Below are 14563 nucleotides of genomic sequence, written 5' to 3'. Positions count from 1 at the left end.
ACGCTGGCAGGCCGGGGGAAGCCGACCGGGGAACAGAAGTTCAACTGCATATTTGGAAGGGCCGGCCATGGTCAACGCGTCGCAGGGAGCTAACAGGGCAGTATCGGAGGCGGCCTCGGCAAGCCGCAGCCCGGCGGTGCGGATTCTGGCCCGTGCCGGCTTTGTGTTCATCGGCCTGGTCCATATTCTTATCGGCGTCATCGCCCTGCAACTGGACAGGGGCCAGGGCGGTGAAGCTGACCAGTCCGGGGCGATCGGGACGCTGGCTTCCAAGCCCGGCGGCGGAATCCTGCTCTGGGTCGGGGCAGTGGCCTGCGCCGCGCTTGCCTTGTGGATGCTGAGCGAGGCAGTTTTTGGGGCGCGCACCGCCACCGACTCCAAAAAGAAGCTGAAAAAGGCCGCCAGCGCCGTGGGAAAAGCTGTTGTCTTCGGTTTCCTCGCTTTCACCTTTGCCGTCTTTGCCTCCGGCGGCAGCAAGAACTCCAGCCAGTCGGCCAGCGATTTCACCGCCAAATTGATGGGAGCACCCGCCGGGGTGGTGCTCTTGATCGCCCTGGGGCTGGCAATCATCGGGGCCGGTGGTTATTACGCTTACCGCGGCATCACCCGGAAGTTCATGAAGGACCTGCAGGACCCGGGCAACGCCCGGACGGCCGTGGAATGGATCGGAACCATCGGTTACGCAGCCAAGGGAGTCGTGCTCGCCGTCGTGGGTGTGCTGATCATCGTGGCAGCCGCAACTGCCGACCCCTCCAAGTCCTCGGGCCTGGACGGCGGGCTGAAGACACTCGGTTCACAGCCCTATGGCGTGTTCCTTCTCGCCGCCATCGCCGCGGGGCTCATCTGTTACGGCGTGTACTCCATGGCCCGGGCACGCTACGGGAAGTTCTAGCCCTTGCCCGTGACCGCAAGGCCAAAGCGACCGCACGCAACCCCATGTTCTGGATCCGGTCCGCAGGTCCTGGGATACCTAATGCCCCAAAGTTCCTGTGCAGCCACTGTGCATCCTGTTGATCCTGGTCACCTTGGCCCTACAGTATTCCCACCATTGCCTACGATAGGACTCGACTAAAGGACACATTGACGGCGGGCAGCTGCCCGGCGGCTCCAGACGGTTCCAGGCAGGAGGCGGCACCCATGCAACATACTGTGCTGCTGCACGGCCATCCGGGCCGGGTGCTGGCGGCGGGGGCGGTTGGCCTCCTCCTGGCCGTCACGTCGGGCAGTTCGGCCCCCACCCGGCCAGTAGCCGCGGCAACATCTCCGGTCCGGGTAGTGGTTGTGGGGGACTCGCTGAGCACCGGTCACGGCACCTCGCCGGAGCAGGCGTGGCCGGCGTTGATGCGCAAGGACCGGTTGGGCGCCGGCCTGGAGGTTGTTAACGCCGCCGAGAACGGCAGCGGTTACGTCAGCGCCGGTGATTTCGACGGTACTTTCGGTACCGAGGTTGAAGACTTCGTAACCGAAGACACCGGCATTGTTGTTTTCTTCGGATCTGAGAACGACCTTGGATATGCCCCCGCAGATGTTGGCGACGCCGCCTTGGCGGCGATGGACCGTGCCGAGGCCCTCGCACCCGCAGCGAAAATCATCGTGGTGGGGCCGCCGTCGTACTCTGCAACCCCGGATCCCGCGCTGGTAGATATCAGCGACCAGCTCAAAGCAGCTGCCCGGCAGGCGGGCGGCGAGTTCGTTGATCCCATTGCCGAGGGCTGGATCAGCGATGACTTTGACGATCTCATCGGCCCGGACGGCGACCATCCCACGGTTTTGGGGCAGCACTACCTGCTGGAGCACATCGGTGTCCATCTCGAACAGGCGGCCCCTGTGGCCGCCGCGCAAGGGCGTCCGGACGCCTAGTGAAGCTGCCCTAGACCAAAGGCCAGGGGTATCGCATGCCGGTATGGTCGACGGGGAGTACTTTTTCCCGAAGCATGCGCTGGACGCGGCGCTGGAGGGCTGCCGTTTCGGCGTGGTCGAGCAGCCCGGCGATGTCGTCCGGCACGGTGGTGGCCAGGGGAGCGATGTCGTTGAGCAGGGCGTCCGGAATGGGGTCGCCGGCGAAGTCCCAGATCACGGTGCGCAACTTGAACGCGGCGGAGAAGCACAGGCCGTGGTCGATGCCCCAGATACGGCCGTCAGCGCCGCGCAGCACGTGCCCGCTTTTCCGGTCCGTATTGTTTGCCACGCAGTCGAACAGGGCCATCCGGGCCAGCGCGGCGTGCGTCTCCGGGGAATCGGCGTACAGGGTGAAGTAATGCTCCTGGAGGTCTCCTTCGACGAACCACTGCAGCGATCCCACACCCAGCGGCGCGTCCACGCGGACTACCGTGGGCGGAACGATTCCCCATCCCAGTGCTTCGCTGAGCAGGTAGGCGGCGCGCTCCCGGCGGTACAGCCCGGCGTCGAAATCTGCGAGCGGCCGCTCCCCGGCTTCCGGCTTGTAGACGGCCCATGCGGAATCATCCCCGCAGGAAAGCTCCACCAGGAATGTGGCATTGCTTCCGCTCATGATGCGGCCCAAAAGCTCCACGCGGCCCTCGTGCAGGAGGGTCAGTTCGCGCCCGGACACCGTACGCCCCGTGCCGCCGCATCGTGCGGCCATCCATCACGCGTCAATCCCTGAAGCATCACGTCTTCCTCAGCCCGCTCAGGGGTTCCGACATCGAATTCACCGTGAGCACGGCCGGCGCCTGGCCGTCCAGAAAGGAAATCGCAGAGACCGACGCCGGGCTGATCATGATCCGCTGGAAAAGGTCCAGGTGGGTGCCCAGGGCGTGGGCCACGGCCGCCTTGATGGGGTCGGCGTGGGAAAAACAGACCACGACGCCGCCCGGATGGGCGGCCCGGAGGGTCTCCAGCGCGGCGGTCATCCTCGCCTGCATCCCGGAAAAGCCCTCTCCATTGGGGAACCGGAAGGCCGACGGGTTGTGCTGCACGGTCTGCCACTCCGGCAGTCCCGTGAGGCCGGCGAGCGCGGCGCCGGTCCAGTCGCCGAAATCGCATTCCAGGAGCCCGGCTTCTTCGGTCACCGGCCGCCCGGTGCGGGTGGCCGTGGGCTGGGCGGTCTCCCGGGCGCGCTCCAGGGGCGAGGAGTAAATGGCCTCGACGGGCAGGCCGGAAAGGCGTTCGGCAACGGCCTCCGCCTGGGCGCGCCCACGCTCGGAAAGATGCAGTCCCGGGGCCCTGCCCGGCAGGACCGTACCGGTTGTGGGCGTTTCACCGTGCCGCACCAGGAGGATCAGCGTGCTCTGTGTCATTGGGTCTAAGAATAGCTGCAGGGCGGCTCCCTTGGCCCGGCACGCTGTATCCAGGAATCTGGAGGAATCTATCGATTAGCCGCAGGGTGGGGATTACCGTAGAGGGGTGACTGATCGCCCCGAGATCTATACCGTTGGTGAACTGCGTGCGGCAGGGTACGTCCACAAGGACCTGAGGCACGAGATCCGCGACAATCTCCTCGCCGCCCTGGCGGCGGGCCGCGACCCCTGGCCGGGTCTGTACGGCTTCAGCCGGACCGTGATTCCGCAGCTTGAGCGCGCCCTCATCGCCGGACATGACATCGTCCTGCTGGGTGAGCGGGGGCAGGGAAAGACCCGCCTGCTCCGGACCCTTTCGGGGTTGCTGGACGAATGGTCCCCGGTAATCGAGGATTCGGAGCTCAACGAGCACCCCTTCGAGCCGATCACCGAACAGACCCGCGCCCGTGCCCTTACCGAGGGGGACCGGCTGCGGGTCGCATGGCGGCACCGGTCGGAGCGCTACGTGGAAAAGCTCGCGACGCCGGACACCTCGGTCGCTGACCTTGTCGGCGATGTCGATCCCATGCGCGTGGCCGAGGGCCGCCGCCTGGGTGACCCGGAGACCATCCATTACGGGCTCATTCCGCGCTCCAACCGCGGCATCATCGCGATCAACGAGCTCCCGGACCTTGCCGAGCGCATCCAGGTGGCGATGCTCAACGTCATGGAGGAACGGGACATCCAGATCCGCGGTTACGTGCTGCGGCTGCCGCTTGACGTGCTGGTCGTCGCCTCCGCCAACCCGGAGGACTACACCAACCGCGGCCGGATCATCACCCCGCTGAAGGACCGTTTCGGCGCGGAAATCCGGACCCACTATCCGATCGAACTGGAGGACGAAGTCTCGGTCATTCGCCAGGAGGGCCGCCTGGTGGCTGACGTCCCGCCCTTCATCCTGGAGATCCTGGCCCGTTACACCCGGGCTCTGCGGCAGTCACCTGCCATCAACCAGACCTCCGGTGTATCCGCGCGATTCGCCATTGCCGGGGCAGAGACGGTGGCCGCGGCCGCACTCCGCCGGGCAAGCCTCCGTGGGGAGGACCAGGCCGTGGCCCGCATTATTGACCTCGAGCCCGCCGTGGAAGTACTGACCGGCAAGATCGAGTTCGAATCCGGCGAGGAAGGACGCGAACAGGGCGTCCTTGACCACCTCCTGCGCACCGCCACGGCGGAAGCGGTCAGGGCGCACTTCCAGGGCCTGGACATGGGCCCCCTCGTCGCTGCCCTGGACGGCCACCGGACTGTCACCACCGGGGAACAGGTCACGGCGCAGGAGTTCCTGGACAACCTCCCGTCCCTGAACGGCTCGGGCCTCTACGACGAAATCGGCCGGCGCCTGGGCGCGACAAATGACGGACAGCGGGCCGCCGCCGTCGAACTGGCGCTGGAAGGCCTGTACCTCGGCCGCCGGATCTCCAAGGAATCCGACGACGAGGAAACCATTTACGGCTAGGCACAGGAGGCACCATGGCCATCCACAAGCGGTCCGCCCGGTACGGCCGGTACACCGGCGGCCCGGACCCGCTCGCCCCGCCGGTTGACCTGGCCGAGGCGCTCGACGCCGTCGCCGAAGACGTGATGGCAGGCTACTCGCCCCGCCACGCCCTTCAGGAGTTCCTGCGGCGCGGGGGCCGGAACCGTGACGGGCTGGACGACCTTGCCCGGCGGGTGCAGCAGCGGCGGCGCGATCTGCTCAGCCGCCACCGGTTGGACGGCACCCTGGACGAAGTGAAGAAACTCCTGGACACCGCCGTGCTGGAGGAGCGCAAGCAGCTGGCCCGGGACGCCATGATGGACAACACCGACCGTGCCTTCCGCGAGATGCAGCTGCAGAACCTGCCGCCCTCCACGGCGGCAGCGGTCAATGAGCTTGCCTCCTACGACTGGCAGTCAAGCGCAGCCAGGGAAGCCTACGACCGGATCAAGGACCTGCTGGGCCGGGAGGTCCTCGAACAGCGGTTCGCCGGCATGAAGCAGGCGCTGGAGAGTGCCACTGACGAGGACCGGGAAGCCGTGAACGCGATGCTCCGGGACCTCAACGGGCTGCTCGGCAAGCACCGGCGCGGCGAAGACACGGATGCCGATTTCCAGGAGTTCATGGCCAAGCACGGCCAGTTCTTTCCGGAGAATCCGCAGTCGGTCGAGGAACTGGTGGACGCCCTGGCCCAGCGCGCCGCGGCGGCCCAGCGGCTCCTGCAGTCAATGTCCCCGGAGCAGCGCGATGAGCTGATGCGCCTGTCCGCCCAGGCCTTCGGGTCTCCCGGGCTGATGGCCCAGCTCAGCGAACTCGACGCCACCCTGCAGGCGCTGCGTCCGGGGGAGGACTGGACGGGAACGGAACGCTTCGAAGGGCAGGAAGGCCTGGGGCTGGGCGACGGGACCGGTGTGCTGCAGGACATCGCCGAGCTCGACGAGCTGTCCGAGCAGCTCTCACAGAGCTACAACGGCTCCCGGCTCGATGACCTGGACCTGGACGCCCTCGCCCGCCAGCTCGGCGAAAACGCAGCCGTGAGCGCCCGCACCCTCGCCGAGATCGAACGTGCCATGCAGGACGGCGGCTACCTGCGGCGCGGCACCGACGGCGACCTGCGGCTGTCCCCCCAGGCCATGCGGCGGCTGGGGAAATCGCTCCTGCGGGACACCGCCAGGCAGCTCTCCGGGCGGCAGGGAAACCGGGGCACCCGGATGGCAGGAGCAGCCGGTGAACAGACGGGCTCCAGCCGCCAGTGGGAGTTCGGGGACGCTGAGCCGTGGGATGTCACCCGCACTATGACCAACGCCATCCGGCGCACCATGGCCGACGGCGGCGATCCGGCCCGCGGACTGCGCCTCGCCATCGGTGACATCGAAGTGACGGAGACGGAGGCGCGCACACAGGCCGCGGTTGCCCTGCTGGTGGACGTGTCCTTCTCCATGGCTGCCGAGGGCCGGTGGGTTCCGATGAAGCGGACCGCCCTCGCCCTGCACCACCTGGTTTCTACCCGCTTCCGCGGCGACCGGCTGGAGCTGATCACGTTCGGCCGCTACGCCCAGTCCATGGACATCGGCGAACTCACGGCCCTGCCGGCCCTCCGGGAACAGGGCACCAACCTGCATCACGGTTTGCTGCTGGCGGGCCGCTTCTTCCGCCGGCACCCGTCCATGCAGCCCGTCCTCCTGGTGGTCACGGACGGTGAGCCCACAGCCCACCTGCTGCCGGACGGGGACTCCTGGTTCAACTGGCCCCCCGATGCCGAGACCATCCGTGCCACCGTTGCCGAACTGGACCGCCTGGGCCGCTCCGGCGTCCCTGCCACATTCTTCCGCCTGGGCAACGACCCCGGCCTGGAGCGGTTCATCCAGCGCATGGCGCGGCGCGTTGACGGCCGCGTGGTGGCGCCGGAAGTGGGCGACCTTGGCGCTGCCGTGGTGGGGGAGTACCTGCGGGCGCACGTCCGCAGCGCCTACGCCGACGGCGACTGGTTCTGATCCGGCGACTTTTTCTACGCTGCTTCCACTTTTGCAGCCTCGGCCGCGGTGAGCATGGGGTCCGGTCCCTTGCCGGGTTTCCGGGGCGGGAATAGCATGGCCGCCATGAGCCAGCTGATGGTGGACATGATCGTTACCCTGGACGGCTTCGCCTCAGGTGAGGGATGGCCGGGCTGGTGGGGTTTGGAAGGTCCGGAATACCTTGCGTGGCTCCAGCAGGAGGCAGGGAAGGACTATACGTTCCTGCTGGGGGCCAACACCTACCGCCTCATGTCCGGAATGTCAGAGGATGCCGCCGCCGGGGGCACAGGTTACTCGCAGGACGAGAGTGCTTCCCTGACAGGCCTCGCCGCCGTTCCCAAGGTGGTGTTTTCCTCCAGCCTGACGGCTCCCCTCCGGTGGCCGAACTCCCAGCTGGTGGCCGGGGACGCAGTTGAAGCCGTGAGGCAGATGAAACGCACCCACTCCCGGCCCTTGAGCACCCTGGGCAGCCTCAGCCTTTGCCGTTCCTTGGTGGCAGCAGGCCTCGTGGACCGGTTCCGGCTGGTTGTCTTCCCCTTGATCACAGGCCGCACCGGAAGCGAACGCATCTACGACGGCTACCCTGACGTCGCCCTGGAGATGGTGGACAGCAGGACCTTCGACGGGCGCCTCCAACTGCTCGAGTACATCCCCCGCGTGATTGACCATCCGCCTCCCGGCAGCGGTCAAGAGAGCACAACCACTTCCGTCCGGTAGGCCTGGGACGAGCGCATGGTTCCCCGGAACCAGCAAACGGCGTGAACGGACGGGTCCCCTGGCGGAACGATGGGACGGAGGTTGTCCACCTGGGAATTGGCGGTTACTGCGTCCCACTCCCACGTGGCGCCCTCGTCCCGGGTGCGGCCGCGATAGATCTCGTAGTGCGGCGTGGTGGTGCCGGTCCGCGGATCCACCGGGGTGGAAATGTACACGCGGTCCAGGTCGTAGGGGTCCACCGCACCCAACCCCGTGTAGTCCTGCTCGTGCGGGAGCAGGGCAGGGCCGGCGGCGGCGAGGTGGCTCAGCCTCCAGCGCACCCCGTCAAAGCGGGCGTACAGCAGGCGGTGGTCATCGACGTCGAGCATCTGCTCACGTTCAAGGGCGCCATTGACGTCGTTGGCCCTGCAGCTGATGATGGCTGCCAGGTGCGCACCCCGGCCCCGCAGGTCGACCGTCCAGCCGTGGGTGAGGACGTCCCCGCCGAGTTCGGTACCTGCCTCGAAAACGGTGGTCAGGGAAGCCTGGTCCACGCCGGGCGAGCCGATCAGCGGCTTGGCCACCACCTGCCCCTGGGCGTCATGGAGGGCGTCATCCCGGATGTAGCCGTGATAGATGCTGTTGTCGAAATCGCGGGGGTGGTGGTCCGTGGTGATGAGGTCAATGCGGTCGCTGCCGTTGCCGAAGTAGCGGGTGTAGCCGTTGACATAGCCCACTTTGGGCCGGGTGAAGAGCTTGCCGCCGAAACGCCACGTGCCGCCGTCGTCCCCGGACACCATCAGGCTGGGATCGTCGTTGATGGCCCGGACAAAGTTGTACACCCGGGACTCCGCGTCCAGCCGGTGCAGGTTGGAGTAGGTTGCACCGCGCCCTGCGGCCAGTTCCGTCCAGTCGAAGCGCTCCTCCGGGCCCCATTCAGAGGCATCGTGGGGCTGGGCGGAGATCCGCCAGCGGGAGTAGTTGTCCGTCTTGTGCCTGGCATACATGGCCAGGTAGCGGCCGTCCGGCCTGATCAGCAGCGCCGGAGCGTCATGGTCGTCCGGCTCCAGCCTGTGGTGCAGGACGTGCACGCTGCTGTGCCCTGAGGCCAGATCCAGGACAGCAACTTCGATGTTGCCACCCCTGCTCTCACCGTCCGGGCCGTCGGGAGCAGCGACCGAACCCACCAGCAGGGTGTTGTTGGCCGGATCCACCACGGCCCGCTCGTCCTGGAACCAGCACCACGCGCCGTTGTCGTTGATGGTGACCGGCGTACCGGGCATAGGCCTGCTGCTTTCGGTGCTGGGAGTCATCCCGTCATCGTTGCGCACGGGAACTGAAGGGTCAACGGCAAAGCGGGGAGTCGATCGTATTCGATCAGTAGTTCGATACGGTTACTTCACAGGTGCCACGGCAGCGCGTGCTGCTGTGTTTGCCAGTTCCGTGTCAGGATCAAGGTATGCCTCAGCGCCTCATGCTGCTCGATACTGCCTCCCTCTACTTCCGCGCCTTCTACGGCCTGCCCGACACCATCCGCCGCCCGGATGGAACGCCGGTCAACGCCGTCCGCGGCTTGCTGGACATGATCGCCCGGCTCAGTACCGACTACCACGCCACCCACCTGGTGGCCTGCTGGGATGATGACTGGCGGCCGCAGTGGCGGGTGGACCTGCTTCCCACCTACAAAGCCCACCGGGTGGCCGAAGCGGTTCCGGACGGCACCGACGTCGAGGTGGTGCCCGAGGGCCTTCAGGCGCAACTGCCCATGATCCGCCGGGTGCTGGAGCTGGCCGGGATCGCCGTTGTGGGTGCGGCGCAGCATGAAGCCGACGACGTCGTGGGCACCTACGCGAGCCATGCCGCCTTCCCGGTGGACGTGGTCACGGGGGACCGCGACCTGTTCCAGGTATGCGATAACGAACGAGGGGTCCGGGTGATTTACACCGCCCGCGGCATGAGAAACCTCGAAGTCATCACCGAGGAAACCGTGGTGGCCAAATACAAGGTCCTGCCGCAGCAGTACGCCGACTATGCCACCCTGCGGGGGGACGCCTCCGACGGCCTGCCCGGCGTGGCAGGCATCGGCGAGAAGACGGCAGCGTCCCTGCTGCTGAAATTTGGGACCCTCGAAGGGCTGCTGGCGGCCGCGGACGAGCCGGGCCCGGCAGTATCCGCACCTGTCCGGGCCAAGCTCTCCGCGGCGGCCCCGTACCTGGAAGCAGCCCCCGCCGTCGTCCGCCTGGTGCGGAACCTGGAGCTGCCCACCCTCGACCAGGTGGGCGCCCGGCTGCAACCCGTGACCGGTGACAGGCGCGCGGAACTGGAACAGCTGGCCGGCGAATGGAACCTGGGCGGCTCGGTCCGCCGGCTGCTTGCCGCGCTGGACCTGCAGGAGCAGCCGGCCCACCCGTCCTGACCGCCGGCGCCGGTGCCGGACAAGCCATTGTGTTGCGTCAAACAACGACATGCCGGGCTCCCGGCGCCAAGACCTGATGACGCCGGAAGTGCGCACATGACAATTCGTTGCGCTGCGGGTCCGCGCATTTCAGGTGGCTTGAATAAGCCGAATTGCTGATGGTTTGGTGGGGTAACGATCCAGACGAGAGGCCTTTCCATGACAGTCACTTCAGATCTTGCTCCACGCCGGCTTCGCGATATTTTCGGAACTTTTGCCAGCGGCCTGACCGTCATCACGGGGTCCACCGCGGACGGGCCCGCCGGTTTCACCTGCCAGTCCTTTGCCTCCCTGTCGCTGGAGCCGGCATTGGTAACGTTCAGCCCGGCACGCACGTCAACCACCTGGCCGGTCCTGCGGAAGGCCGGCTCATTCACCGTCAACATCCTTCCGGCGGAACACCAGCACCTGGCGGGGCAGTTCGCCCGCTCAGGGGCGGACAAATTTGCGGGCGTCAGCCATGCGGCCTCGCCGCTGGGCAATCCCGTGCTGGAGGACGCGCTCGCCTGGATCGACTGCGAGCTCCATGCGGAGTACGACGGCGGCGACCACACCATCGTGGTCGCGGCGGTCCGCCACCTCAGCGCCCGGCAGGACGGCGAGCCGCTGCTGTTCTTCAAGGGCCGCTACGGCGGGATCACGCCGGCGGAACGCCTGCTCGAAGCGGCCGGCTGAGCCGAAGCAAAAGGCAATAAAGGCTGCCATTCCCGTGCGCCGGGACGGCAGCCTTTACCTTGAACGGTGGTTGCGGGCCTTGCTGGGACAGCTGACTTATCGCTGTCCCGACCGGTGCGCGCTGCCGTCCGACGGTGCTTCCGCGCCCGGAACTCTTGCCTTAGCGCCATCAGGTAGTAAGCTTGCTGAGCATTACTAGTAAGCTTGCTGATTAAATCTGATGGGAGCAGGAGCCATGGGTGCAATTTTCGGGACGGCCCTGTCACTGATTCTGACCGTTGGCGGTGCAGTGGTGGCCGCAGAAGGTGGCCCCGGAGCCGCCCAGTACTATCTGGCCGGGCATGTGCTCCTTGGAGTGGGCATTGGCTTGCTGATCGCCACCATGCTGCGTTGCGGCGTACGGGTCCTCCTTGCCCGGGCAGCCTCGAGGGAACCGAAGGCCTCCATGAAGGCCTCCATTGGGGAGTACGCCTCTGTGACCGTCCTGCCTGTACGGACCGCGTCCGTCGTCCCGTTGCGGGGCAGGCATGCCGCCTGAGGTGCAATCACCAGGCGGACCTGGCCTCGCCGCGGCGCCTGACGGCGCCACCCCCGTACCCCGCCGCCGTCGGGGAAACCGCGCCCTGATCGTCCTGTGCTGTGCTGCTGTTACCGGCGCGCTGGTTGCAGGTGCGGCAGGCGTCCGTTCCGGCGGCACCGACGAAAGCGTCCTGCGGGGCTTCCAGATCCGGGTGCTGGGCATCAGCCAGGCCGCCGCGGAAGACAGGATGGACGGCGCGCTGGCCGCCCTGCAGGCCCTCGAGAAGGACCTGGGCGATGCGGCAGCCGCAGGCCGTCTTTCGGCGGCGCGGTACCGCGGCATCGAAAACGCGCTCTCGGCAGTCCGGGCCGACATCGCCACACATGTGGCCGCGGCGTCAGCCGAGGCAGGTCCTGCCACGGTGCCCGCCGCCGTCGAGCCCGGCCCTGTCCTGGCCGACCCTGCTGTGGCTGACACCGCGCAGGACCAACCCGCCCCCGAAGAGCCGGCCGTTCCGGCTGTGGCCCCGGCACCCGCCCCGGCCCCCGCTCCGGAAGCTCCAGGCCCACAAGGTGCGGACACCGCCAAGGAAGCCAAAGGCAAGGGCAAGGGCCAAGGGAAGCCCTGACCGCGGGAAAGAACTTGCCGGCCGAGGCAGAATGGACGGATGATTCCTCCTGACGGCCGCCCCGCCGCCGACCCTTTCGATCTGGGTGCCATCGGTGCCGGACTTGCCTTCGAAGGATCCCTTTCCGCGCTGCAGGAGGCACTGGAAGACGGCCGCCCGCCGGGCGCCGCCGTAGTACAGGCACCGCCCGGGACGGGTAAAACCACCCTCGTCCCGCCGCTGCTGGCAAACCTCCACGGCCCGCGCGGCCGCGTCGTCGTCACCCAGCCGCGGCGTGTTGCCGCCCGCGCCGCCGCCCGCCGCCTCTCCGCGCTCGACGGCAGCCGGACGGCTGGCCGCGTCGGCTACACGGTCCGCGGGGAACGCCACGCGGGCGCGGAGACCCGGATCGAGTTTGTCACCCCGGGCATCCTGTTGCGCCGCCTGCTGGCAGACCCCGGGCTTGACGGCACTGGCGCCGTCGTCCTGGATGAGGTGCACGAACGAGGCCTGGAAACGGATCTCCTGGTCGGCATGCTCGCGGAGGTCCGTGCGCTCCGCGGCGACCTCGCCGTCGTCGCCATGTCCGCCACGCTGGACGCACCCCGGTTCGCAGCCCTGCTGGGGGACCCCGACGGCGGCGGCCCGGCACCCGTCGTCGACTGCCCTTCCGTGAACCATCCGCTGGACGTGCAGTGGCTCCCGGCGCCGTCCCCGCGGCTGGACGCCAGGGGAGTGACCCGTGCCTTCCTGGACCACGTCGCCGCGTCGGCTGCGGACGCCCATGCCAGGGCCGCCGGCGCCGACGCGGTCGGTGGACGGACTGGTGTTCCTCCCGGGGGCCAGGGAGGTCTCCTACGTCGCGGCGGCGTTGCGCAGCCGGCTGGGAAGCCACGTGGACGTGTTGGAACTTCACGGACAGGTGGGCGCAGCGGAGCAGGACCGGGCGGTCTCGGGGCGCGGTCCCGGGGATCCTCCGCGCATCATCGTCTCCACGGATCTCGCCGAGTCTTCCCTGACAGTGCCCGGCGTCCGCCTGGTCATCGACTCGGGGCTGGCCCGGGAACCGCGGCGGGACTCAGGCCGGGGTATGACCGGGCTGGTCACTGTTTCCTGCTCCCGGGCGTCCGCAGACCAGCGGGCCGGGCGCGCCGCGCGGCAGGGCCCGGGGAAAGTGGTCCGCTGCTACTCGCAGCAGGCATACGGTGCGGCTCCGCCCCACGTAACGCCGGAAATCAACGTGTCAGACCTGACCGGCGCCGCCCTCACCCTCGCCTGCTGGGGCGCACCCGGCGGGAAAGGGATTGCCTTGCCCGACCCACCGCCGCGGCAGGCCATGGATGACGCCGTCGAGGTGCTCCGGGAGTTGGGGGCCGTGTCCAGTGACGGGCAGGTGACGGCAGCCGGCCGGGCCCTTGCCGGCATACCTGCTGACCCGCGGCTGGCACGGGCATTGCTCGACGGCGGCACCTCCACCGGCCACCAGTTCGCTGCCGGGGTAGTCGCGGCGCTCTCCGGAGACCACCGTGCGCCAGGAGGAGACCTTCCCCGCCTGCTGGCCCAACTCCGTGCCGACACAGGCCCGGCGGGAAGGCGCTGGGCCGAGGAGTCCAGGCGGCTGGGTGCCCTGGCGCGGCGGCAACAGGCCGGCGCCGCCTTGGTTCCCGCCATCCCCTCGGATGGAGGTGAAGCTGTTGGCGCCGTTGTCGCGCTCGCTTTTCCCGACCGCGTGGCCCGCCGCGTGCCCGGCAGCGGGGGCACCGGGCAGTACCTGCTGACGTCCGGCACCCGGGCAGGCCTTCCTGCAGGCAGTACGTTGTCGGGCCACGAGTGGCTGGCCGTGGCCGAAGTCTCGCGCGCGGAAGGCAGGGACGCGGCCGGCACCGGTGCCGTGATCCGGGCCGCTGCACCCATTTCCCTTGGCGTCGCCGAAACCGCTGCCTCACACCTGCTGGCAGACACCGTGGACGCGGAATTCAGCGGGGGCCGGGTCAGCGCGCGGAGGACCAGGCGGCTGGGGTCGATCGTGCTCTCCGCAACACCGGTGCGCCCCACCGCCGAAGAGGGCAGGAGGGCCGTGGCGGCGGCGCTGGTGTCCGGAGGGCTGGCGGCACTGTCATGGTCGACGGCGGCGGCCTTCTTCCGGCGCCGCCTCGCGTTCCTGCACCGGGAGTTGGGAGAGCCTTGGCCCGACGTGTCGGAGGAGGCGCTGCTGGGCCGGCTGGAAGAGTGGCTGGGGCCCGAGCTGGAAGACCTCGCCGCAGGGAAACCGGTCACCTCGATTGACCTGGCCCACCCCCTGCGCCGGCTGCTGCCCTGGCCCGAAGCTGCCCGGCTGGACGAGCTTGCGCCGGAAGGCCTTGAAGTCCCCAGCGGCTCGCGGGTCCGGATCGACTACCCGGAACCCGGCGACGACAGTGCCGCGCCCGTGGTTGCGGTGAAACTGCAGGAGTGTTTCGGGCTGGCCGAAACCCCGAGGCTGGTGGGCGGCCGCGTTCCGGTCCTGTTCCACCTGCTGTCCCCGGCCCGCCGTCCCCTCGCCGTGACGGATGACCTGACCTCATTTTGGTCCGGCCCCTACAGCCAGGTGCGGGCGGAAATGAGGGGCCGCTACCCCAAGCACCCCTGGCCGGAGGACCCCTGGTCAGCCCCGGCCACCGCACGCACCAAGCAGCGCAAGTAGCCGTATTCCAAGGAGCCTGCGAGGCGGTCCGCCGGTCCGTGAGATCTCAGTTACACGGCCGAAACTTCACGTGCTCCTGGTGAAACATGCGCTGGCTAGGCTCCTTCCCAGGTGGACGGTGTTGTCCACAAACTCC

Annotated in this window: 12 protein-coding genes and 1 pseudogene; 10 read left to right on the top strand and 3 right to left on the bottom strand. The window is 68.2% G+C overall.

The features are described 5' to 3' along the window. The first annotated feature begins 67 nt into the window (after positions 1–67). On the top strand, positions 68–892 hold the full coding sequence (locus QFZ57_RS15650; RefSeq protein WP_306631252.1) for a DUF1206 domain-containing protein: 825 nt from the start codon (positions 68–70) through the stop codon (positions 890–892). 245 nt (positions 893–1137) lie between these two features. Then, positions 1138–1860 carry an SGNH/GDSL hydrolase family protein gene (locus QFZ57_RS15645; RefSeq protein ID WP_306900871.1) on the top strand — a complete coding sequence of 241 codons (723 nt, stop codon included), beginning with the start codon at positions 1138–1140 and terminating at the stop codon, positions 1858–1860. Between the two features lie 10 nt (positions 1861–1870). Here QFZ57_RS15645 and QFZ57_RS15640 read toward each other — a convergent pair whose 3' ends face one another. Continuing rightward, positions 1871–2572 (bottom strand): SCO1664 family protein, encoded by a 702-nt coding sequence (locus QFZ57_RS15640; RefSeq protein WP_373461316.1) that lies wholly within the window; start codon positions 2570–2572, stop codon positions 1871–1873. Positions 2573–2630: 58 nt separating this feature from the next. Next, complete coding sequence (locus QFZ57_RS15635; protein ID WP_306900869.1) at positions 2631–3260, bottom strand: MSMEG_4193 family putative phosphomutase; 630 nt, start codon at positions 3258–3260, stop codon at positions 2631–2633. Positions 3261–3366: 106 nt separating this feature from the next. Here QFZ57_RS15635 and QFZ57_RS15630 point away from each other — a divergent pair, with 106 nt between their 5' ends. The 3 genes from QFZ57_RS15630 (at position 3367) to QFZ57_RS15620 (ending at position 7508) form a co-directional block, all read left to right on the top strand. Beyond that, positions 3367–4755 (top strand): sigma 54-interacting transcriptional regulator, encoded by a 1389-nt coding sequence (locus tag QFZ57_RS15630; RefSeq protein WP_306900868.1) that lies wholly within the window; start codon positions 3367–3369, stop codon positions 4753–4755. A gap of 14 nt (positions 4756–4769) precedes the next feature. After that, positions 4770–6770 (top strand): vWA domain-containing protein, encoded by a 2001-nt coding sequence (locus QFZ57_RS15625; protein WP_306900867.1) that lies wholly within the window; start codon positions 4770–4772, stop codon positions 6768–6770. A 96-nt stretch (positions 6771–6866) separates the two neighbouring features. After that, complete coding sequence (locus tag QFZ57_RS15620; protein WP_373461256.1) at positions 6867–7508, top strand: dihydrofolate reductase family protein; 642 nt, start codon at positions 6867–6869, stop codon at positions 7506–7508. Here the strand turns inward: QFZ57_RS15620 and QFZ57_RS15615 are convergent. Continuing rightward, a complete protein-coding gene (locus tag QFZ57_RS15615; RefSeq protein ID WP_306900865.1) occupies positions 7478–8800 on the bottom strand; it encodes a BNR-4 repeat-containing protein in 1323 nt (440 codons plus the stop codon). The genes QFZ57_RS15620 and QFZ57_RS15615 overlap by 31 nt on opposite strands. A 146-nt stretch (positions 8801–8946) precedes the next feature. Between QFZ57_RS15615 and QFZ57_RS15610 the strand changes: the two genes are divergently transcribed. From QFZ57_RS15610 to hrpB, 5 genes and pseudogenes are all read left to right on the top strand, one after another. Next, positions 8947–9903: a 5'-3' exonuclease gene (locus QFZ57_RS15610; protein WP_306900864.1), complete on the top strand. Its 957-nt coding sequence runs from the start codon at positions 8947–8949 to the stop codon at positions 9901–9903. A 198-nt stretch (positions 9904–10101) separates the two neighbouring features. After that, the gene (locus QFZ57_RS15605) at positions 10102–10617 is read left to right on the top strand and encodes a flavin reductase family protein (RefSeq protein WP_306631243.1); all 516 of its coding nucleotides are present in this window, start codon (positions 10102–10104) and stop codon (positions 10615–10617) included. A 235-nt stretch (positions 10618–10852) separates the two neighbouring features. Beyond that, on the top strand, positions 10853–11155 hold the full coding sequence (locus tag QFZ57_RS15600; protein WP_306900863.1) for a hypothetical protein: 303 nt from the start codon (positions 10853–10855) through the stop codon (positions 11153–11155). 1 nt (position 11156) lies between these two features. Beyond that, on the top strand, positions 11157–11765 hold the full coding sequence (locus tag QFZ57_RS15595; protein ID WP_306900862.1) for a hypothetical protein: 609 nt from the start codon (positions 11157–11159) through the stop codon (positions 11763–11765). Positions 11766–11804: 39 nt separating this feature from the next. Beyond that, positions 11805–14427: pseudogene (gene hrpB, locus QFZ57_RS15590) on the top strand (ATP-dependent helicase HrpB). Positions 14428–14563 lie beyond the last annotated feature (136 nt).

Origin of the sequence: Arthrobacter sp. B1I2, assembly GCF_030816485.1 — a bacterium.
Taxonomy (GTDB): Bacteria; Actinomycetota; Actinomycetes; order Actinomycetales; family Micrococcaceae; genus Arthrobacter.
This window is presented reverse-complemented; position numbering and strand designations above follow the sequence as displayed.

What these genes read in the sequence shown, in the direction of transcription:
- QFZ57_RS15650 (WP_306631252.1), top strand. Translation starts at nt 68, where the DNA reads ATGGTCAACGCGTCGCAGGGAGCTAACAGGGCAGTATCGGAGGCGGCC.
- QFZ57_RS15645 (WP_306900871.1), top strand. Translation starts at nt 1,138, where the DNA reads ATGCAACATACTGTGCTGCTGCACGGCCATCCGGGCCGGGTGCTGGCG.
- QFZ57_RS15635 (WP_306900869.1), bottom strand. Translation starts at nt 3,260, where the DNA reads ATGACACAGAGCACGCTGATCCTCCTGGTGCGGCACGGTGAAACGCCC.
- QFZ57_RS15625 (WP_306900867.1), top strand. Translation starts at nt 4,770, where the DNA reads ATGGCCATCCACAAGCGGTCCGCCCGGTACGGCCGGTACACCGGCGGC.
- QFZ57_RS15620 (WP_373461256.1), top strand. Translation starts at nt 6,867, where the DNA reads ATGGCCGCCATGAGCCAGCTGATGGTGGACATGATCGTTACCCTGGAC.
- QFZ57_RS15615 (WP_306900865.1), bottom strand. Translation starts at nt 8,800, where the DNA reads ATGACTCCCAGCACCGAAAGCAGCAGGCCTATGCCCGGTACGCCGGTC.
- QFZ57_RS15610 (WP_306900864.1), top strand. Translation starts at nt 8,947, where the DNA reads ATGCCTCAGCGCCTCATGCTGCTCGATACTGCCTCCCTCTACTTCCGC.
- QFZ57_RS15605 (WP_306631243.1), top strand. Translation starts at nt 10,102, where the DNA reads ATGACAGTCACTTCAGATCTTGCTCCACGCCGGCTTCGCGATATTTTC.
- QFZ57_RS15600 (WP_306900863.1), top strand. Translation starts at nt 10,853, where the DNA reads ATGGGTGCAATTTTCGGGACGGCCCTGTCACTGATTCTGACCGTTGGC.